General features: G+C 61.5%; 16 protein-coding genes. 11 read left to right on the top strand and 5 right to left on the bottom strand.

What is annotated here, in order from left to right; all coding sequences use genetic code 11:
• The first annotated feature begins 4 nt into the window (after window positions 1–4).
• The 9 genes from TK42_RS25385 to TK42_RS25345 all read left to right on the top strand — a co-directional run bounded on the left by TK42_RS25385 (window position 5) and on the right by TK42_RS25345 (window position 11,358).
• Window positions 5–832, top strand: a complete 828-nt coding sequence (locus tag TK42_RS25385) for a polysaccharide biosynthesis/export family protein (protein ID WP_032876894.1) — start codon at window positions 5–7, stop codon at window positions 830–832.
• Between the two features lie 70 nt (window positions 833–902).
• Window positions 903–2,882 carry an exopolysaccharide transport family protein gene (locus tag TK42_RS25380; protein ID WP_078820822.1) on the top strand — a complete coding sequence of 660 codons (1,980 nt, stop codon included), beginning with the start codon at window positions 903–905 and terminating at the stop codon, window positions 2,880–2,882.
• Window positions 2,882–4,063: a glycosyltransferase gene (locus tag TK42_RS25375; protein WP_103735420.1), complete on the top strand. Its 1,182-nt coding sequence runs from the start codon at window positions 2,882–2,884 to the stop codon at window positions 4,061–4,063. The genes TK42_RS25380 and TK42_RS25375 overlap by 1 nt, the downstream gene beginning before the upstream one ends.
• Window positions 4,060–5,400: a beta-xylosidase gene (locus TK42_RS25370; protein ID WP_103735419.1), complete on the top strand. Its 1,341-nt coding sequence runs from the start codon at window positions 4,060–4,062 to the stop codon at window positions 5,398–5,400. The genes TK42_RS25375 and TK42_RS25370 overlap by 4 nt, the downstream gene beginning before the upstream one ends.
• Window positions 5,401–5,422: 22 nt before the next feature.
• Window positions 5,423–6,637: a glycosyltransferase family 4 protein gene (locus tag TK42_RS25365; protein WP_103735418.1), complete on the top strand. Its 1,215-nt coding sequence runs from the start codon at window positions 5,423–5,425 to the stop codon at window positions 6,635–6,637.
• The gene (locus TK42_RS25360; RefSeq protein ID WP_032876906.1) at window positions 6,628–7,731 is read left to right on the top strand and encodes a glycosyltransferase family 1 protein; all 1,104 of its coding nucleotides are present in this window, start codon (window positions 6,628–6,630) and stop codon (window positions 7,729–7,731) included. Before TK42_RS25365 ends, TK42_RS25360 begins: the two co-directional genes overlap by 10 nt.
• Window positions 7,731–9,134, top strand: a complete 1,404-nt coding sequence (locus TK42_RS25355; protein WP_005786790.1) for an O-antigen ligase — start codon at window positions 7,731–7,733, stop codon at window positions 9,132–9,134. The genes TK42_RS25360 and TK42_RS25355 overlap by 1 nt, the downstream gene beginning before the upstream one ends.
• On the top strand, window positions 9,131–9,952 hold the full coding sequence (locus TK42_RS25350; protein ID WP_005786788.1) for a DapH/DapD/GlmU-related protein: 822 nt from the start codon (window positions 9,131–9,133) through the stop codon (window positions 9,950–9,952). Before TK42_RS25355 ends, TK42_RS25350 begins: the two co-directional genes overlap by 4 nt.
• The gene (locus TK42_RS25345) at window positions 9,952–11,358 is read left to right on the top strand and encodes a lipid II flippase MurJ (RefSeq protein ID WP_103735417.1); all 1,407 of its coding nucleotides are present in this window, start codon (window positions 9,952–9,954) and stop codon (window positions 11,356–11,358) included. Before TK42_RS25350 ends, TK42_RS25345 begins: the two co-directional genes overlap by 1 nt.
• Window positions 11,359–11,417: 59 nt before the next feature.
• Here TK42_RS25345 and TK42_RS25340 read toward each other — a convergent pair whose 3' ends face one another.
• The 3 genes from TK42_RS25340 to TK42_RS25330 all read right to left on the bottom strand — a co-directional run bounded on the left by TK42_RS25340 (window position 11,418) and on the right by TK42_RS25330 (window position 15,182).
• Window positions 11,418–11,990 carry a DUF4174 domain-containing protein gene (locus TK42_RS25340; protein ID WP_032876911.1) on the bottom strand — a complete coding sequence of 191 codons (573 nt, stop codon included), beginning with the start codon at window positions 11,988–11,990 and terminating at the stop codon, window positions 11,418–11,420.
• Between the two features lie 152 nt (window positions 11,991–12,142).
• The gene (locus TK42_RS25335; protein WP_103735416.1) at window positions 12,143–12,775 is read right to left on the bottom strand and encodes a glutathione S-transferase family protein; all 633 of its coding nucleotides are present in this window, start codon (window positions 12,773–12,775) and stop codon (window positions 12,143–12,145) included.
• 49 nt (window positions 12,776–12,824) lie between these two features.
• The gene (locus TK42_RS25330; protein WP_103735415.1) at window positions 12,825–15,182 is read right to left on the bottom strand and encodes a DNA polymerase II; all 2,358 of its coding nucleotides are present in this window, start codon (window positions 15,180–15,182) and stop codon (window positions 12,825–12,827) included.
• A gap of 212 nt (window positions 15,183–15,394) precedes the next feature.
• Here TK42_RS25330 and TK42_RS25325 point away from each other — a divergent pair, with 212 nt between their 5' ends.
• On the top strand, window positions 15,395–17,608 hold the full coding sequence (locus TK42_RS25325) for a TonB-dependent siderophore receptor (protein ID WP_103735414.1): 2,214 nt from the start codon (window positions 15,395–15,397) through the stop codon (window positions 17,606–17,608).
• Between the two features lie 43 nt (window positions 17,609–17,651).
• Here the strand turns inward: TK42_RS25325 and TK42_RS25320 are convergent, their stop codons facing one another.
• On the bottom strand, window positions 17,652–18,119 hold the full coding sequence (locus TK42_RS25320) for an SRPBCC family protein (RefSeq protein ID WP_032876921.1): 468 nt from the start codon (window positions 18,117–18,119) through the stop codon (window positions 17,652–17,654).
• A 99-nt stretch (window positions 18,120–18,218) separates the two neighbouring features.
• Here TK42_RS25320 and TK42_RS25315 point away from each other — a divergent pair, with 99 nt between their 5' ends.
• On the top strand, window positions 18,219–18,620 hold the full coding sequence (locus tag TK42_RS25315) for a GFA family protein (protein ID WP_103735413.1): 402 nt from the start codon (window positions 18,219–18,221) through the stop codon (window positions 18,618–18,620).
• A 1-nt stretch (window position 18,621) separates the two neighbouring features.
• Here TK42_RS25315 and mrdA read toward each other — a convergent pair whose 3' ends face one another.
• Complete coding sequence (gene mrdA / locus TK42_RS25310) at window positions 18,622–20,514, bottom strand: penicillin-binding protein 2 (RefSeq protein WP_078820812.1); 1,893 nt, start codon at window positions 20,512–20,514, stop codon at window positions 18,622–18,624.
• Window positions 20,515–20,729 lie beyond the last annotated feature (215 nt).

Raw genomic sequence — 20,729 nt, 5'->3', positions numbered from 1 at the left:
CGTCATGAAGACTACCAACCGACGTTCCCGTCTTACCCTGCTCAGCCTCTTGAGTGCCTCAATCTGGCTGGCGGGCTGTTCGACCCCTGCGCGGGTGCCGCTTCCTGACAACAATACGCTCAAGGCCGGCCATCAAGCGGCGCTGACCCTGGCCGACCTGCCACCACCCCAGGTGCTGATCCAGACCGGCGACTCGCTGCGGATCGTGCGCGACGCCCAGGAACCGGCGGCGGCCGATGACATGACCGTATTCGTCGTGCGCCCCGACGGCGTGATCTCGGTACCCAATATTGGCCGGGTCAAGGCCGCCCTGCGCACGCCCGAAGACCTGGGCAAGGAAATCACCGAGAAGTACAAGCGCATCTACCGCGAACCCGCGGTGACGGTGAACATCGCCAGCGCACCGAGCAACAAGGTGTTTATCGGCGGTGCGGTGTCTAACCCGGCGTTTTTCGACCTGGCCGGCAACGTCAGCGTCGAGCAGGCACTGCTCAGTTCCGGTGGTGTATTGCCCTCGGCGGATGCCTCCAACGTGGCCTTGCTGCGCACCGGGCCAGATGGCAAGTACAGGACGTACTTCATCAGCCTGGAGAGCATGTTGACAAACCCCAATCACCCGCGGGTGGCGTTGCAGCGCGGCGATTTGATCTTCGTGCCGCAGTCGGGCATCGGCGCGACGGTGGAGGCCGTGGATATGTACTTCACCAAGCTGTTTCCGATCAACAAGGGCATTGGCATTGGCTTGAATTACGACCTGAACAAGAGCGACGTGAAAAACAGCGGCAACACCATCTACAACAACCCAACCATCAACGCAGGCCAAGGATTATGAAGCGGGCGTCGTATCACTCGAACCAAGCGTTCCCGTCTTTCGTAAACCCCATATGCAATGGAGTGATCCTGTGATCGAAATCCGCTCTCTTCGCGACCTGCTGCGGCTGTTTTTCATCTACCGCCGCGAATTCAAACTGGCAGTGATCACCACGATCGTCGTCGCGGTGCTGGGTGCCTTCCTGTTGCCGGCTCGCTACGAGTCCGACGCGCGCTTGCTGGTCAAGCCGGGGCGGGACAACACCACCTTGCCGATCGAAGCCGCCAACCGCCAGACGCTGATTGCCCCGAGCACCCAGCACGACCCGATTGTCGACGAAGAAAAAATGCTCACGGGCCGGCCCATCGTGCATATCGTTGCCGAGCGCTATATGGCGATGACCTCCGAGCCGCCGCAGGGCTTCTGGAAGGTCACCAAGTTCTACATCAAGAAGGGCCTTGGCGAAGTCATCAATGGCATACGCAGCGTGCTGCAGTTTGTGGGCCTTGCCGAGAAGCAAAGCCCGCTGGAGCGCCTGGCGACCTCGCTGGAGAAGAACTTCAAAGCCGGTCACGAGCCGGGTTCTTCAGTGATCGAGATTTCCTTCACCTGGGACGACCCGGCGGTGGCGCAAAAAATCGTCGAGGAATGGGTCAACGCCTACCTTGAGGAACGTGCGCGGATTCTCGGGCGCAAGAGCCTGCATACCTTCTACGAAACCGAACGCGCCAAGGTGGCGGAAAATATCCAAAGCCTGAAGGACCAACTGCAAGGCCGTTTGAAGCAGATCGATTCGATCAGTGTCGATGCGCGCCTGAAGAACCTCACCAGTCAGATCGACCGTGTCACCGACGCCAAGGTCAGCGCACAAAACCAGATCTCGGGCATTCGCAGCCTCCTGGCCAACGCCAGCCAGCAGATCAAGAGCCAGCCGGCAGACGTGGTGACGATGCGCGAAACCAGCCTCAATCCCACCCAACTGGACCTCAAGCGCCAGCTCAATGCGCTGCAAGTGGAACGCGCACGCCTGTTGCGCACCTACCTGCCGGGCACGCCGCAGGTCAATCAGATCGAACAGAACATCCGCGACATCGAAGCCCTCAGCGCTCAGGAAGCTACGCGCCTGGAACGCTCGCAAAACACTGCGCCCAACAGCCTGGTGATCAACGTTAAGCAGCAAGTGATCGACGCCCAATTGCAAGAGCGCAAACTGGCCGGGGAGATCGAGAACTACGACAAGACCCTCGCCGAACTGCGTGACCAGCGTGACAAGGCGATGACCGATGAGCCGGAACTCAACAAGCTGAGCCAACAACTGCGCGCCGCCGAAAAAAGCTACGCCTTGTACTCGGACAATCTTGAACAGGCGCGTATCGACCACGAACTGGACAACAGTCAGATCAGCAACATCGCGCTGATCGAACACGCCACCCTGAACCCGTCACGTGTGTTTCCCAAAAGCCTGCTGATTCTGTTGTTCGCCATTCCCGCCGGCGTAGCCGTGGGCTTTTTGACCATTTATGTGCTGTACCTGCTGGACCAACGCATCCACGATGGCACCCGCTTGCAGGAGATGTTCCAGGTGCCGCTGTGGAGCAGCATCCCCGACGTGCAAGACGCCACGCCGGCCGCCGTCACCGCCAGCCTCTATCGCCTGTACAGCCTGCTGCCCCTGGAGCGCATCGCCAGTGAAGGCTTTGCCCTGGGCCTGACCTCGGCGCGGCATGGCGAGGGCGTGACGTTTATCATCGAGCAGCTCAAGCGCCTGCTGGAAGAACGTGGCCACCGCGTCTCGGTCGACGGGGCGAACGCGCCCACGGCGGGTGAAGTGCTGTTGCTGGACGCCTCGGCCTTGTCGTCCAACCCGCAGGCCTTTTTGACGCTACGCCGTGCCGACCAGATCGTGCTGGTGATCGAAGCCCGCACCAGTACCGTACCGACCATCGAAAACGCGGTGTCGCTGCTGACCACCGCGTTCGGCAAAGTCGACGGCATGATCCTCAACCGCCGCCGCTTCGAAGTACCGGCCAAGGTCCTGGCGCGGATCAACAGCTGGCGCGGTGCGGCCTGATGCGTATTGCATTGCTGGCACCTCTGCCACCGGAGCAGACCGGAATCGCCGATTACGCCGCGCATTTGCGCAACGCGTTGATCGAACTGGGCCTTGAAGTGGTGACCCCCCTCGCGGGTTGCCAGGACCTGGCTGAACAGTTGCGGCGCTTGCAAGCCTTTGACTGGCACGGTGTGGACCTGGTCCATGCCGAATTGGGAGGTGGGCGCTTCGGTGAGTTCCAGGCGCTTGACTACCTGCGTCGGGCACACCCACAACTGCCGTTGACCGCCACGGTGCATGACCCGGAGCGCTTGATCTGGCGCCGGGCCAAGCTGTTTTTCCCCTTGACCCTGCTCGAACGCCTGCCCCACCCGCTGCCCCAGGCGGCGGCGCTGCTGGCCGACCCGCTGACCTTGCACGAAGAACGACGCCTGGCCAAAGGTATGCGCCGGCTGATCACCCTCACCCGCCTGGGAGGCGACTGCCTGCGCCAACGCATGGGCCTGCGCCCGCAGCAAGTGGCGGTGATTGCTCACGGCAACCTGCCCATCGCGCCCCAGGACTTGCCGCCGCTTGCGCCGCTGCGTCTGTTGTATTTCGGCTTTATCTATCGCGGCAAGGGCATTGAAGATCTGCTCCAGGCCCTGGCCCAGTCACTGGCCGCTCACCCGCAATGCCGAGGCCAGGTACGCCTGACCCTGGCCGGCGGCACCGCCCCGGAAATGACCTTCGACCCGGCCGGCAACTACCTCGACGGCCTGCGCCAACAGATCAGCGCGCTGCACCTGGAGGATGTGGTGGACTGGCAGCTGGACCTGCCATCGGCGCAGATCGCCGCTACGATCCAGGCGCACCATGTGATGGTGCTGCCCTACCGTGAATCGAAAAAACTCGGTTTCCTGGGACAGATGCGTGGCACTAGTGGCGCGCTGTCGTGGGCCAATGCCTGCGGGCGCGGGGTGATCACCTCCAATGCGCGAGCCTTTGCTGAGGAGGTGGCCAGCGGCAATGGCATCACCTATCAGCAGGGCGATATCGATTCCTTGAGCAACGCCTTGAACCGCTTGATCCTCGACCCGCAGCAGGCCCGGCAATGGGCTGCCCGGGCAGCGGAAATCGGCCACCAACGCCAGTGGGCCACCACGGCCCAACGTTTTGCCGAATTATTTCGGGATGCTTGTGAGGAGCCGTTGCGATGAATATTTCATCTGTTCGCCCGATGTGGCGCTATCTGCCGCTGGTGCTGGCAATCGCCGTGGGTGGCGCCCTGCTGTCGAGTGAAAAAGTCGATGCGCAGCCGGTGAACCTGGCCCCGGAGCGCACTGTGGTATGGAAGGACTTCCTTGGCGTGAACGCGCACTTTCTGTGGTTCACGCCCGAGCAGTACCGCCAGCAGATCAAGCAATACAAGAAACTCGGGTTGCAATGGGTGCGGGTCGACCTGCACTGGGATCGCCTGGAGCCCACAGAAGACGGTTATCAACTCAGCACCTTCGATGAACTGGACCGCACCCTGAGCGCTGAAAAAATCCGCTCGGTGTTTTACCTGGTGGGCTCGGCGCCCTTTATCACCACCGCCCCCAAGGGCGCGCAGTTCCAGGACCAGTATCGCCCGCGGGACCCCGAAATCTACGCGCTGCGCCTGGCACTCCTGGCCAAGCGCTACCCCAATATCGATGCCTGGCAGGTGTGGAACGAGCAGAACCTGCCGAACAACTGGCGCCCCAAAGTCAACGCCAAGGAGTACGGGCAATTGTTATTGGCCAGTCACCAGGCGTTGAATATTGCCGCGCCCGGCAAACTGCAGGTCATGGGCGGCATGGCGTACTACAGCCAGATGCCGCCGCGTGGCAAAACCCTGATGTTCGAAGCGCTCGGCGCGCTGGGCGTGCAAAACCTGGGCATGGTCGCGGCCTATCACCCTTATTCGATGACCCCGGAAACCGATGAACCGGGCAAGAACGAAGTGCTGCTGCGCGGCGATCAACTCAATACCATGCTGCACGGCGCCGGGATCAAGAACGTATGGGCTACCGAGTGGGGCTGGTCCAGCTATGCCGGCCCCAAGGAGATGCAGGACCTGATCGGTATCGACGGGCAGGCCGACTACACCTTGCGCCGCCTGGCGTTGATGGCGTCCCAGGACTATCAGAAGATTTTCCTGTTCGCGCTGTCCGACCTCGACCAACGCGCCTCGCCACGCGACCAGCATTACGGCCTGCTGAACCTGGACGGCGAACCCAAGCCGGTATACACCGCCCTCGCCCGCTTCCTTGAGATCACCGGCCCCTCCCTTAAACCCGGCACCACGCCCAAGCTTGAGGATGTGCCGGACAGTTTCTACAGCGTGGCCTGGACTCGGCCTGACGGAAAACACTTGTTGATGTACTGGAGTGCCAAAGGCAGCAGCATCAGCCTGCCGGACATCAAACACGCAGAACTGCTGGACCCGCTGACCGGAGCCCGGCAGCCCCTGAACGACGACAACGGTATTCGCCCAGCGGTGAAGCCGAGTTTGCAGATACTGGTGTGGTAGCCCCGGGCATGGAGAGCTGTACATGAGAATCCTATGGATTGTGCCCTATCTGCCGTGGCCGACCACCAGCGGCGGCAAGACCCGGCAGTATCATTTGCTGCGCACCTTGAGTGAGCGCGGGCATCGCATCACGCTGCTGGCGCAATCGAAGACACCGGCCGGTGACGCGGTGCACGCAGCCCTTGAACCGTTGCTCGAACGCCTGATCGTGGTGCCGCGCCGGCCGCTGAAACACCCGATGACCCTGCTCGCGGGCGTATTCGCACCGTGGCCGCTGTTGACCACGGTCAATGGCCTGTCGGCACCGTTGCAGGCCCAATTTGCGCAACTGTTGAACGAGCGCTGGGACGTGATTCAAGTGGAACACAGCTACAGCCTGCAACCGTTTCTGCGCACCTTGCAGCAGCGCCAGCGCGAGTTTGTGCTGACCGAGCACAACCTGGAGTCAAGCCTGGGCGGCGCCACTTATGACCGTTTCCCCAAGTGGGCTGCGCCGTTCGTGCAGTACGACCAATGGCGCTGCCGGCAATGGGAGCGCAAGGCGTTCGATGCCGCCGCCCATGTGATCGCGGTGACCGACGCGGACGCCCAGGCCATGCGGCCGTTGACTGCAACGCCGGTAAGCGTGGTAGTCAATGGCGTCGACAGCCGTGCCTTCGCCCAGGTCAGTGCCGATGCGCAGAGCCAGCGTTTGTTGTTTGTCGGCAATTACGAATACGCACCGAACCTGGACGCTGTGCAGTGGTTGCTTGAGGAGATATTCCCCCGGGTCTGGCTGCAGTGTCCGAACGCGCGCCTGGCAGTGGCCGGTTACGGCTTGCCCGAACACTGGCGCGACCGTTGGCCGGATGAACGTGTCGAGTGGCTGGGGTTTGTTCCTGATCTGTGCGCCCTGCAACGGCGCTGCGCCGGTTTTGTCGCCGCGTTGCGCCATGGCGGCGGCTCCAAGCTCAAGGTGTTGGAGGCAATGGCCGCCGGCTTGCCGCTGGTCAGCACGGCCCAGGGTGTTTCCGGTTTGGCGGTGCAATCCCAGGCGCATTACCTCGCGGGCGAAAGCGCCGAGGCCCTGGCCGATGCCATCGTGCGTCTGCTGGATCAGCCGCTGCTGGCCCGGCAACTGGCCGATGCGGCACGCGATTATGCGCGGCATTACCACGACTGGGCGGTGGCCGGTGACGAACTGGAGCACATCTACCGCACCTTGATCGCCTCTAAGGAGTCTCAGCCATGCGCGTAGCCCTGGACTATCGCCCCGCCACGGTTGCGCCCTCGTCGGGCATCGCCCGCCAGGTCCTGGCGCTGGAAGATGCCCTGCGCGCACGGGGCAACACCGAGGTGGTGCTGTTCACTGAGGCGCCCCTGGACCACCCGCAACGCCAGAACGCCATTTGCCCACCGTGGGCCAGCCCGCTGGATGGCCTGCAACGGCCGCAGGTACGCTTGCGGTTCGAGCGCAAATTTTTGCCCAGAGCCTTGCACGAGCAACAGATCGACCTGCACATCGCCACGGCCAATATGGGCTTGCCGCTGTGCCGCAAACCCGCCGGCACCCGTTATGTCCTGGTGCTGCATGATCTGTTTCAGCTGACTCAGCGTAACTTCCATCGCTCCAGGCTCAAGGCCCTGGCCTATCGCTTGATCGACAGCGCCTCGATTGCCTGGTCGGTGTGGCAGGCTGACCGGGTGTGGTGCCCTTCGCAGTTTTCCTGCAACGAAGCCGCCCGCGTATTCCCCTGGGCCCGGGCCAAGTTCCGGGTGTTGAGCAACCTGGTGCCCGAATTGAATGCAGCGCCAGAACCGCTGCCAGACAACCTGCCGGCGCGTTACTGGCTGGTGGTGGGCACGCGGGAGCCGCGCAAGAACATGGCATTTTTCCTGCGCCAATGGCAGGCCTGCCGTGCGGCGAACCCTGAGGTGCCGGACCTTGTGCTGGTGGGCCACGCCAGCGATGTACCGTCCGCCCTTGGCGAACTGCCGGGCCTGCATTGGTGCAGCGGTTTATCCGACGGCCAACTGCAAGCCCTCTACCGTCATACCGACTGCCTATGGCAGCCGTCTTATGCCGAAGGCTTTGGCCTGCCGGTGGTGGAAGCCTTGAGTGTCGGCACGCCGGTGGCGGTGGCACGCGGTTCCGCCCTGGATGAAGTCGCGCCGCCCGGCGCCCCGCGCTTCGACCCACACGATGCCAGGCAATTGCAGAACGTCATGCAGCAACTGGCAACCGCGGGCGACAAGGCAGACGCCGAAACGCAGCGCGCCTGGGCCCGGCAATTTGCCGAACCGGCCTATCGCTCGCGCCTGGATACTTTGCTCAAGGAATTGGACCGCTAATGCTGCCAGGAAAACTCATCAGTCTGCTCCTGGGCCTGGTCTTCGGCATTTTGCTGTTGGCCCTGTCGCCGATCAAGGCCTTGCTGGTCGTGGCCGGCGCGGGTGTGGCCTTGACCCTGATCCGCTTTCCCCTGTGGGGCTTGCTGATTTTCGCGGTGTTGGCCACCAGCATTCCCTACACCACGTTGGAACTGGGGATCCGCACCACCATCAGCGAAGCCGTGTTGGGGCTGACCTGGGTCGGGGTGTTCTGGCAATCGTTTATCGGCAAGACCCGCGGCTTGATCCTGTGGCGTCCGACCGAGCGCGCGCTGATGTGGTTGATGCTGTTCAGCACTATTCCGTTTATCTGGGGCATGGTCATCATCCATGCCGAAGGCAACGGGCCGGTGAACTGGGTACGCTGGCTGATGAACCTGTCGTTGCTGTTTATCGTGCCGTTGCTGCTGCGCACCGACGCCGACCGCGACAAGGTGGTGGTCGCCCTGCTGCTGGGCAACCTGGCGATGCTGTTGCTGTCGATTTTCATGTTTTTGAAAACGCGCAACGCCATGTCGATGATCGAGGTGCTTACCGACCTCAAGTACGCCCACCCGGAAGCGGTGAAGGATATTTTTTCCGCCAACTACACGCGCATGGCCTCGCCCTGGGTGCACCCAAACCTGACGGGTGGCGTGCTGGTGCTGTTTATCCCCCTGGCGCTGTTCTACGGCTGGACCCGCAGCGGCTGGCGCCGGGCGCTGGGCCTGGCGGTGGCGGTGCTGGGTTGCGCCGGCCTGCTGCTGAGTATTTCCCGTGGCGCCATCGTGGCCCTGGCGCTGGTGCTGATCTGGCTGACCTATAAGCGCGTACCTAACAGCGGGCGCATCATCGGTATCGGCGTGGCGTTTGGGGTTGCGCTGGTGATGTTCTATCCGCCGTTGCAGGAGCGCTTGCTGACTATCTTTTCGTCCACCAACGCCAGTACCGAAATCCGCTTCGACGAGTACGCAAGATTCCCCGAGGCCATGTCGACATACCCCCTGGGGATCGGCTTCAAGATCGACCCACCCGTACCCGGCACCAACCTGTTGGGCATCTCCAACCTGTGGCTGAACTTCATCTACAAGGTCGGCATTCCGGGGATGCTGTTGTTTATCACCGTCACGGTGTTGTGGTGGCGTGAAGTGCGGCCGCTGGGCCAGGTGCGCAAGGTCACCGCCGACAACGCCCTGTGGCTGGGGTGTATCTGCGGCGTGATGGCAGCGCTGTTGACGGGGATTTTCGACCACTATTTCAGCTTCACCTTTGTACTGATCGCGCTGTTCTGGCTGTTGATGGGCATGAGCCTGCAACAGGTGCGTCTGCGCCCCTCCATTACCGCCCCTGTTGCTGCTATTGCGCCAAAGGATAACCAACCATGAAACACCGGATGATTCACTCCACCGATTTGCGCGATCGCCTCCCCACACTGGCCGCTGAACTGGGCGTGAGCCTGCCGGACCTGGAAGAGGCGCTGGACTGGTGCCTGGCCAACGACGTGGTGTTTGAAGAGGGCGAAGGCGACAACAAGCGCTTCTGGATAAACTCCATCGACCTGGAACCCGCCCTTGAGCACCCGGTGGCCCGCCTTTTGTTCCGCCGTATGAAGCAGGACCTGCCGGGCAAGCTGTTGCCGCGCTATGGCAAAAACTGGGCAACGATCAAGGATCGCTGGCGCAACGCCTGGGACATGGCCTACAACATTTTGATCAACAAGATCCCCAGCCACCATGTGCGCATTGCCTGGCTGCGCCTGGGCGGCGCGAAGATCGGCAAGGGCACAAGCTTGTGGCGTAACACCGAAGTGTTGGGCATCCACAATTTGAGAGTCGGTGACGATACGGTGATCGGTTGGCATTGCCAGGTAGACGCCCGCGCCGGGCTGGTGATCGGCAACCACGTGGCGATTGCCTCCCACGTGCTGATCATCGCCGGCAGTCATGATTTGCAGGCACCGGAGTTCTGGTCGATTTCCGGGCCGATCTACATCGACGACTACGTGTGGATCGGCAGCCGGGCGTTGATCGGCTACGGCACGCACCTGGGTCATGGTTCGGTGATCAGCGCCAATACCGTGGTGGCCAAGGCTGTGGCCCCCTACAAAATCATTGGCGGTTCCGGGGCCAAAATCATGGGCGAACGTTGCCATGATCTGAACTATAAGGTGGGTGGCAAGGGCCTGTTCACCCTGTTCCACTGATGTTCGGCAGCACGCTCTGGCTGACCGTCGCGACCCTCGCAGGGCTGGTCGCCGGTTTTGCCCGCGAATGGCTGCTGGTGGCGGCCTGGGGCGCGGGCAGCCGCAGCGACGGGTTTCTGGTGGCGGTGTTTTTGCCCGAAGCGTTGCGCATGACCCTGGCCGCCGGCTTGCTTGCGGCGGCTGCCCTGCCCCTCTATCAACAACGCGACCCACAACGCCAGCAAGCCTGGCTGGCCAGCCTTTCTCCACGCCTGCTGGGAGTAGGCCTGGCCCTGTTTGCCGTATTGGCGCTGGGCGCGCCGCTGTGGGTGCGCCTGATCGGCCCCGGCCTGGACGCCGCAGCCCATGCCGAAGCCGCCGCTAACTTGCGCTGGCTGGCGGCCTGTGCGCCGGGCCTGGTGATGCATGGGTTGTTCAGTATTCCCTTGCAGGCACGCCAGCGTTTTGTGCTGCCGGGGCTGGGCTCTTTGCTGTTCAACCTGCCGCCGGTGCTGTACCTGTTTATCCGTGGCAGCGCAAGCGACAGCGGCGAACTGGCCATGAGCTTTTTTGCCGGCAGTGTATTGATGTGCCTGCCGCTGCTGGCGCCGGTCTGGTCTTTCGGCTGGCGGCCGTGGCAAGTCACTGGCGACAAGCTGGCGGGCCGCGAACTGTTGGGGCGCATCGGACCATTGTTGGCCAGCAATGTCGCCAGCCAGGGTTTGGCGCTGCTAGAGCGCTTGATCGCCAGTTACCTGGGAGAAGGTGCCGTCACGTGGGTCAACCTTGCACGCAAACTGATCAATCTGCCCTTGATCGCCCTGATGAGCCTCAACCAGGTCCTGCTGGGCATGATGAGCGGCGAACAAGGCCAGCAGCGCCTGGCCCTGCTGCGCCGAGGCCTGGATGCTGCGACCCTGCTCAGCCTGCCGGCCGCCCTCGGCCTGATCGGCGCCAGCCCGGTGCTGATTCATCTGCTGATGCCCGCCCAAAGCGCCGACAGCCCACTGCCCGCCCTGCTGGCCTGGTTCGCGACGCCATTGGTGTTCGGCGCCTGGAACGCTATGCTCGCCCGCTACGCCTATGCCAGCGGCGACACGCACCTGCCCTTGCGCTGCGAATTGCTGGGCAGCGGGGTCAACGCTTTGCTGTTGGTGCTGCTGCCGTACTTTCTGGGTTTGCCGGGTATCGCCCTGGCGGCGTTGGGCGGGGTTATCGTCACCAACCTGCTGCTGATGCAACGCCAGCAATTGCTTGGGCAACTGCGCTGGCCGCTGCAATGGGGGCTGAGTGCGGTATTACTGGGTTCTGCAGCCGTCATCTTGCATCCACTGCAAAACGATGGCTGGCAACTGGGCTTGAGTACCGTGACGGCGGCCCTGGTATTGGGAGGGTTGGCTGGGTGGTTCAAGCCGTGGAAACAGTGAACTGGAGCCACCACCGCAACGGCCTGCGCAGGAGCTGGTAAGCCAGCTCCTGCACGGACTCAGTCATCCAGCTGTTGAGGCGCAGCCGGCTTGGTTGCCTTACCCGCTTTGGTAGCGTTCTTGCCAGGCGCAGGCGCAGGTTCTGGCACAACCGGAGCAGCCGCTTCTTTCTCGGCCATCGGCATCTGGTCAATGGCGCTGAAAAATTCCTTCAGGTCGAGGGTATCCGGCGGTACGGTCTTCTCCAGTTTCTTCTCGCCATCCTTGCCGATCAGGATCACCTTGGTGCCGCTGCCGACGCCGAGCTTGAGGGCACGGATCAGCGCGTTGGTTTCAGGCGGCGTGAGCTTTTTGCTGTCCTTTGGGTCCTTGGCGAACTTCTCCCCTTCGGCGCCAATGCTACCGAACTTGACGGTGTAGAACACCATGCTGCGCTCTTCGAAGGACTGCTTGGTGGCAGCCTCTTCCAGTTGTTTCTTCAGCGTTGCCAGTGTCGGGTTTCCAGCATCAAGCTCCACGACCACCAGCGGGCGCGTCTTACCCAACTCCTGCTTGAGCGGATTATCATCAGCGGCCAACAACGGCCCCGTAAAAGCCATCAAGGTAGCCAGGGTCAGCGACCGGATGAGCATGCGCACCTCCTTTGAATTCCATGCAGGGTTCTTGAGTTTCATGTCTGCGACAGTCAAATTCAAGGATGATTCCTACATCACTTTGAGAAGAGTAGGTCAGGACGCCCGCGACGCAAGGGCTTGGACAGTGGCCGGAGCTTTGTTTCTTCCGGTTACGAGACCTTCCACTGCGGCCAATGCCGGGCAAAAACCGGGGCCACAACAGGGTCGGCGTCTACCCGCTCCAGGCTCTGCGCAAAGCCCGGCGCCAGGTTGCCGAGCACCTCGCGCGCGTCATCCCAGCGCGACACCGCCGCCGCCATGATGCCCAGTGCATTCGGCACATTGCCCGGGGTAAACAGCTGGTCGGCAAACTGATCGGCAAACACGACCCAGGCCTGGTGCAGGTAGCGCCGTGTGCCGCTGACCAGTTGCGCTTGCTGCGCCTCATCGGCATTACCCAACCAGCGTTGCGGGTAGTCGATGATGCCGATCGCCGAATAGCAATTGGCGGCGATGTACAACAGCCCGCGCAGGATCTGCGCACGATCGCCGGCCAGCAACTCGGACTTGGGGTACTCCAGGCCCAGGTGGATCAGGATAGCGGCGCTTTCGGTCAGCACCTGGCCATTGGGGGTGACCAGGGTGGGGATCTGCTTGAGTGGATTGATACGTGCAAGAGCGTCGCTGCCCTCGCCGTCCTGCCAGGAGCTGGCGTCCACGCGATGCCACGGCACGGCGCAGCGCTGCAGGGCGATTTCGATCATGCAGGAACCGGATTCGTCGGTGCCATAAAGTGTGTACATGGGCGTTGCCTCCTGAGCGATGGGCGATAGGGACAGTGTGATCCATTGCCTAGAATAGCCCCATCTGCCCGCCCACCAGGGTACCGAAGTCATCATTCACAAACGGCAGGATCGCGTCAGCAACGGGCTGCAATTGCCGGGTCACATAGTGATCGTAGTCGATGGGCGCTTGCCGCACTTCCAAGGGTTCGGGGCCGTTGACGCTGATCACGTAGCTGATCCAGCCACCGCGCTGGTACTGGCGCGGGCGCCCCAGGCGGTCGTTGTACTCGTCTGCCAGGCGTGCCGCGCGCACATGGGGCGGGACGTTGCGTTCGTAGTCGTGCAAGGGCCGGCGCAGGCGCTTGCGGTAGATCAGCAACTCGTCGAATTCGCCGCTCAGAGTACGGCGCACGTAGTCGCGTATGTAGTCCTGATGGGGCTGGCGATGGAAGATGCGCCGGTAGAGTTCCTGCTGAAATTGCCGGGCCAGAGGCGACCAATCGCTGCGCACGGTTTCCAGGCCTTTGTAGACCATCTCTTCGCTGCCATCGTCGCGCACCACCAAACCGGCGTAGCGCTTCTTGCTGCCCTCCTCCGCGCCACGGATGGTCGGCATCAGGAAGCGGCTGAAGTGGGTTTCGTATTGCAGCTCCAAAGCACTTCGCAGGCCGTACTCGGTGCTCAGGTGGGCGCGCCACCAATCATTGACGTGCTGCACCAGCGCCAGGCCGATGCGATTGGCATCCTGCGGAGAATGGGCGCTGCCGAGCCAGACGAAGGTAGAGTCGGTGTCGCCGTAGATCACTTCATAACCCTGGGCCTCCACCAGCTCGCGGGTCTGGCGCATGATCTGGTGCCCCCGCAGGGTGATCGACGACGCCAACCGCGTATCGAAAAACCGACAGCCACTGGAGCCGAGCACGCCGTAGAAGGCATTCATGATGATTTTCAGGGCCTGGGACAGCGGTGCGTTGTGCTCGCGCTTGGCCTCTTCACGACCTTCGGATACGCGAGTGACGATGGACGGCAGGCAGTGCCGGGTGCGGGAGAAACGTGCGCCGCGAAAGCCCTCTACCGAGTCGCTGTCGTCGGGATGCTTGAGGCCTTCGATCAAGCCCACCGGGTCGATCAGGAAGCTGCGGATGATCGATGGGTAAAGGCTTTTGTAGTCCAGCACCAGCACCGATTCGTAGAGGCCCGGGCGTGAGTCCATGACAAACCCGCCAGGGCTGGCCTGGGGCGGTTTGTCGCCCAGGTTCGGCGCGACGAAACCCTGGCGATGCATCAACGGCAGGTACAAGTGGGTGAAGGCGGCGACCGAACCGCCGTTACGATCGGCCGGCAAGCCAGTGACGCTGGCACGCTCCAGCAAGAACTTGAGTAACTCGGTCTTTTCAAAAATCCGTGTGACCAGCTCACAGTCCTTGAGGTTGTAGCGCGCCAAGGCGGGCTTGTCCTCGGCGAACATGCGGTTGATTTCGTCCATGCGCTGGTACGGGGTGGAAATGTCCTTGCCTTCGCCGAGCAGGGTTTGTGCGACGTTTTCCAGGCTGAAGGATTCAAAGCTCCAGGTCGCCGAGCGCAGCGCTTCGATCCCGTCGATGATCAAGCGCCCCGCCGCTGCCGCGAAGTAGTGATTGCGGCTGCCGTGCTCGCGCCAGGTCATGGCTTCACCGCCACGCCCCAACAACAGCGGCACGTTCAGGCGTTGGGCGTGCTCATGCAGGACGCGCAGGTCGAACTGCACCACATTCCAGCCGATGATCGCATCGGGATCAAAGGTGGCCAGCCATTGGTTGAGGCGTTCGAGCAGTTGCGCACGGGTGTCGCAGTAGTCGAGCTTGAAGTCCACGGCATCGGTTTTGTTTGGCGGGCCGAGCATATACACCTGGCGCTCGCCGCAGCCTTCCAGCGCGATGGAATACAGATCGCCCTGGGCGGTGGTTTCGATGTCCAGGGACACCAACTTCAAGCGCGGGCGGTAGTCGGGCGCGGGCTTCATCTGCGCGTCGAGCAAGGTGCCGTTCGCGTCGGGCGTGCCGCCGAACCATACGGGGGCAGTGATAAAACGCTCCATCATGTAACGCTCGGGCGGTCGCACGTCGCCTTCGTAGACATCGACCCCGGCGCTGCGCAGGCGCTTTTCGATGTCCATCAATTGGCGGTGCTGGCGGGCATAGAGGCCCAGGACCGGGCGATGGTGGAAGTCGCACAGTTGCAGCGCACGCAACTCCAGATCACGCTCGCCCTTGAGCAGCCAATCGAGCGGCTTGCGATGGACTTCGGGGATGAACATCACCGAGGTTTGCACGGGTAGGCGAATACTCCGAGGCCCGTGGTCGGTGGCCAGCCAGAAACTGACCTCCGTGCCTAACGGGGTATCGCGCCAATGCCGGGTCAGGACAAAACCCTGCTGTAAATCCACCGTACCGCACCTCAGGAATCGCTTTCAGGGCGTGATTCTACTCGGCATCTGTACAAACGCGGCAGGTTAACGCGCACGCAGAGCGCAATCGCATAAATTTGTTGCAGGACATTAATAACAATCACTATCATTTGCGTCGGAGTCGTATCCGCGCAGTGAGGAAGCGCAACGTCGCTGCCCCCTTCCTCATAAGTTAGCCGTCTGGATCGACCATGCCCCTCTGCAATCTTTTCGCTGCGCCATTTCGCCCGACCCTGCTCGCCCTTTGCTGCTCCGTGAGCCTTGCGGCACAAGCAGCAGCCCCAGCGGCCTCAGACAACGTGCTGGAGCTGGGAGCCACCAACATCAATGTCCAAGCCCTGGCGCCCACGGCTCTGCCACCAGAGTTTGCAGGTGGCCAGGTTGCACGCGGCGGCCAACTGGGTGTGCTGGGCAACCAGGACATCATGGATGTGCCCTTCAGCATGTCCTCCTACACCGAAAAGCTGATTCGCGACCAGCAGGCGGAAACCGTCGGCGACGTGTTGCTCAATGACTCCTCCGTGCGCCAGGCCTCGGGGTATGCGAACCAGTCCCAGACGTTCATGATTCGTGGCCTGCCGTTGAATGGCGATGACATTTCCTATAACGGTTTGTACGGTGTCCTGCCGCGCCAGATCATTTCCACTGACGCCTTGGAGCGCGTGGAGGTATTCAAGGGCCCTAACGCCTTTATCAACGGCGTCACCCCCACCGGCTCGGGGATTGGTGGCGGCGTGAACCTGCAACCCAAGCGAGCCGATGATGTGCCACTGCGTCGTTTCAGTACCGACATCAGCAGTGATGGGCGGATTGGCGAACACTTGGATATTGGCCAGCGCTTCGGCGAAGACAACCGGTTTGGCGCACGGGTCAACCTGTCCCAGCGCGAAGGCGATACCGGGATTGATGATGAAAACCAGCGTTCGAAGCTGTTTGCCGTCGGCCTTGATTACCGCGGCGATGCTTTGCGGCTGTCCGGTGATTTTGTGTATCAGAAGCAGCGTATCAACGGTGGGCGTAACTCGGTGTTCCTTGGCACCATCACCCAGGTGCCGGATGCGCCGTCGGCAGACACCAACTACGCGCCAAGCTGGAGCAGTACCAACCTTGAAGACACCTTGGGGATGCTGCGCGCCGAATATGACCTGAATGAAAACTGGACCGCCTACGCGGCAACCGGTGCCAAGCACAGCCGTGAAATGGGGCGCTACTCGTCGGTGACCTTGAGCGATAATCTCGGCAATGCCAGCGCCAGCGGCTCGACTATCGCCCACGAAGAAAACAATACCAGTGCCATGGGTGGCCTCAATGGCAAGTTCCACACCGGCCCGGTGAGCCATCGGCTCAACTTCGGCCTGGCAGGCATCTGGACCGAGGCGCGCAACGCCTATGTATTCGCCAGCGCAAAAACCCCGACCAATATCTACAACCCCGTGACCGGCGCGCCGCCGGCCCTCAACAGCCCACGCAATACCCCAGGTACCGACTTCAGCGATCCGACCATCACCGACAAGACATTCGTGCGTAGCGTCGCGGTATCCGACACCTTGGGGTTCTTCGATGACCGCCTGTTAGTGACCGTTGGTGCACGTCGCCAGCAGATGGTGGTGCAGAGTTACAACTACATGAGCGGTACCCGCACCGCCAACTATGACGAATCGATCACCACACCGGTCTACGGCATTGTGTTCAAACCGTGGGAGCACGTATCTCTGTATGCCAACCGCATTGAAGGCCTGGCTCAGGGCCCGACGTCGCCGCTCAAATCAGGCAACCTGACGGTCATCGGTGGCGGGCAAGCTTATGCGCCTGCCCGGTCCAAGCAGATCGAAGCGGGTGTCAAAGTGGACATGGGCACCTATGGCGCGACCCTGGGTGTATATCGTATCGAGCAGCCCGGCGCGGGTTATGCCGAGGCCATCGACGCCACCACCGCCCGCTACGTGCGGGAAGGTCAGCAGATCAACAAGGGCGTCGAGCTCAACGTATTCGGCGAACCGGTCAGCGGCCTGCGCTTGCTGGGCGGGGTGACCCTGATGAAAACCGAACTCAAGGGCACCCTCAACGGCGCCAACGACGGCAACCGTGCCATTGGAGTACCGTCATTCCAGCTCAACGCCGGGGTGGATTGGGATGTGCCCGGCCTGCAAGGCGTAAGCCTCAGCGGGCGTATGCTGCGCACCGGCGGGCAGTACGCCGACGCGGCCAACAACCTGAGCCTGCCGGCCTGGAACCGCTTCGACGTGGGTGCGCGCTACACCTTCGCCGTGGACAAGCGCGAGGTGACATTGGGTGCCACGGTAGAGAACGTCGCCAACGAGAAATACTGGGAGTCGGCCCAGGGCGGGTTCCTGAGCCAGGGGGATCCGCGAGTGGCGAAGTTGTCGGCGTCGATTGATTTCTAGAACGTGATTACGTTGGGGGGCTGATCTGCCCCCTTGCCCACCATCATACTGGTCGGGTTTCGCTCAGATAGGTTTCGATATTGCCCATCTGCTCATCCCAACCACGGGAGTTCATCTTGAACGCCTTCTGGCGCCGTGCCTCGGGAACCTGGTCGAAACCGGATTCGACAACCCGCAGCAGGATGCCGGGGGCGTGATCCTCGATGGTGAACTCCACCAGAGTCGGTGTTTCGTTGTCGTAGTCGATGCCCTCCTCTACCGCGAAGGGGTGCCACCAGAAAGAGAACAGGGTTTGCGGCAGGACGCGTTCGATCCTGGCCTTCCAGACCACATGTTCGTAGCCTGGGTAAGTAATTGGCGCTTCGATGGTTTGCCCGGCTACAAAGGTTTTGCCCTTGAGCGCGATACCGAACCAGCTGCCAAATTGCTCGGCATCCGTGAGAGCCTCCCAAACTTGTTTACGCGATGCATTGAGCAGGACTTTGCGTTCGATTCGATCTAATACGTGCATGAGTCACCTCCTTCTTTGAACAGTAGGCGACATCGACCAATGCGCAACCTTGCGTTGTGCGCGATGATGATGACCCCCTCCTTGACCTGGCCATAGGTTATGACTGACCCATTGAATGGAAGTTGCTTGTGCAAAGGTGTGCGCTATCAGGTGGACAGCCTGGACATGCCCATCAGCCACTGCCATTGCGACAGCTGTCGCAAGGCACACGCAGCTGCGTTTGTTGCCACTGCCGGGGTGATGCGCGAGCATTTTCGCTGGACGCACGGTGAAGAGCTTTTGGCATCCTTTGAATCCTCGCCGGGGAAACTCCGACGCTTCTGCTCGCGCTGCGGCTCACATCTGATTGCCGAACGGGGGCATCAGCCCCACGTGATCGTGCGGGTGGCGACGCTGGACGATGATCCCGGCGTCAGGCCCACCTCGCATATCTGGATGGCCCATGAGGTGCCATGGCTGGCCTATGAAGGCTTAGAGCGCTGGGACGAGTGGCAGGCCTGAGTCAGACGCGTGGGTCGCCTGGCGCTTTGGCTGGCGTCGCATACTGCGGCTTGAGATGACCTTCCTGGTCAAGCAACCAGGCATCCATGATCTGCCGCACAACCGGCCCAGCCACACGGCCTCCGGCCTCACCGTTTTCAATCATGACGGAAATCACGATTTTCGGATGTTCGGCCGGCGCAAAACCGACGAACAAGGCGTTATCGCGATGACGCTCCAGCGTCTTGTTGCGGTTGTAGCGCTCACCCTGCTTGATCGCCACTACCTGGGCGGTGCCGCTCTTGCCGGCGATGCGGTATTGGGCGCCTTGCGCTGCCGCCCGGGCGATACCGCGTGGGTCGTGCATCACCAATTGCATACCATGGTTGACCTGCTCCCAATCACGCGGGTCTTTTAAGACCACGTTGGGCATCGGGTTCTCATCCACCGGAGGCACGCCGTTGATGGTCTTGGCCAGGTGCGGACGGTTCCAGATGCCTTTATTGGCGATCAATGCAGTGGCTTGGGCCAGTTGCAGTGGTGTCACTTGCATATAGCCCTGGCCGATGCCAAGGATGACGGTTTCGCCTGGGAACCAGGGCTGGCGACGGGTCGCACGCTTCCAGGCCTGGGATGGCATCAGACCTGCGGACTCTTCGAACATGTCCAGGGACACCTTCTGACCAAGGCCGAACTCGGCGAGGTAGTCGTGCAGGCGATCGATGCCTAGCTTGTGGGCCAGGTCGTAGAAGTAAGTGTCGTTGGAACGCATGATGGCGGCGTCCATGTCTACCCAACCGTCGCCACTGTGGTTCCAGTTGCGGTATTTGTGGTCAAAGTCCGGCAACTGGTAATAGCCAGGGTCAAACACCCGGGTTTGCGGGGTGACAACGCCACTGTCGAGACCCGCGATAGCAACTTCCGGCTTAATGGTTGAACCCGGCGCATAGAGCCCACGTAGCACGCGGTTGAACAGCGGCCGATCAATGGAATCGTGCAGCGCGGCGTATTCCTTGAAGCTGATGCCGGTGACGAACAGGTTCGGATCGAAACTCGGTTTGCTGACCATGGCCAGTACTTCACCGGTTTGCGGATCCAGGGCCACCACCGAACCACGCCGGTCGCCCAGGGCTTCTTCCGCGGCTTCCTGAAGCTTGACGTCGAGGCTCAGGACGATGTTTTTGCCAGGGATCGGATCGGTGTGCTTGAGCACGCGTAGTACGCGCCCCTGGGCGTTGGTCTCGACCTCTTCATAACCGACATGGCCGTGCAACTCGGCCTCGTAAAAACGCTCGATCCCGGTTTTACCGATGGATTGGGTACCGCGGTACTCCACGGAATCAAGGGTCTTGGATTCTTTCTCATTGATGCGGCCGACGTAGCCGATGGAGTGGGCAAAGTGCGCACCCAGCGGGTAGTGGCGGACGAATTGGGGCTCGACGTCTACCCCTGGAAGACGGAACTCGTTGACGGCCAAAACGGCGATCTGTTCTTCGTTCAACTCATAGAACAGCGTGACCGGAACAAACGGGTGACGAGCCTGCTTAAGCGCCTTATCGAACATCGCTCGGTCTTCGGCAGGCAGATGCAGCAGATTGACGAGCGCGTCCAGCTCACCCTTAAGGTCGGTGGTGCGTTCACGGGTGATGGTCAGGTTGTAACTCGGACGGTTGTCGGCCAGGACTACACCATTACGGTCATAGATCAAGCCGCGAGTTGGCGTGATCGGCAGTACGTGAACCCGATTGTTTTCCGAGATCGTGGAGTGGTAGTCGTACTGCACCACTTGCAGAAAATACATACGCCCCACCAGGGCACAGGTGATGCCTACCACCAGCAGTGCACAGGCCAGCAAGCGCTTGTTGACCAGGCGGTTTTCTTTTTCGTGATCTTTGATAGGTATCGGTTCAGGCATTTCTACAGCATCTCGTTGGAAAATAGCGACGCCGCCTCCTGCGGGTAACGATCAGTCCTTGTGAAAATGTGCTGCACCATACCAAAAATGTAGAAACACTTTGCATTGATTTCCCCAACGGCACGTTATTTAAGCGAGAGTCCCAGAGGCAGCCGGCTTTTCGACCGCCCAAAACAAAACCCCTGTTTGCGTTAGCAAACAGGGGTTTCGGAATT

The organism is Pseudomonas sp. GZJR-8, assembly GCF_002916705.1.
GTDB lineage: Bacteria > Pseudomonadota > Gammaproteobacteria > Pseudomonadales > Pseudomonadaceae > Aquipseudomonas > Aquipseudomonas synxantha_A.
Note: the sequence above shows the minus strand (reverse complement) of the source record. Positions and strands in the feature narration are given on the sequence as shown.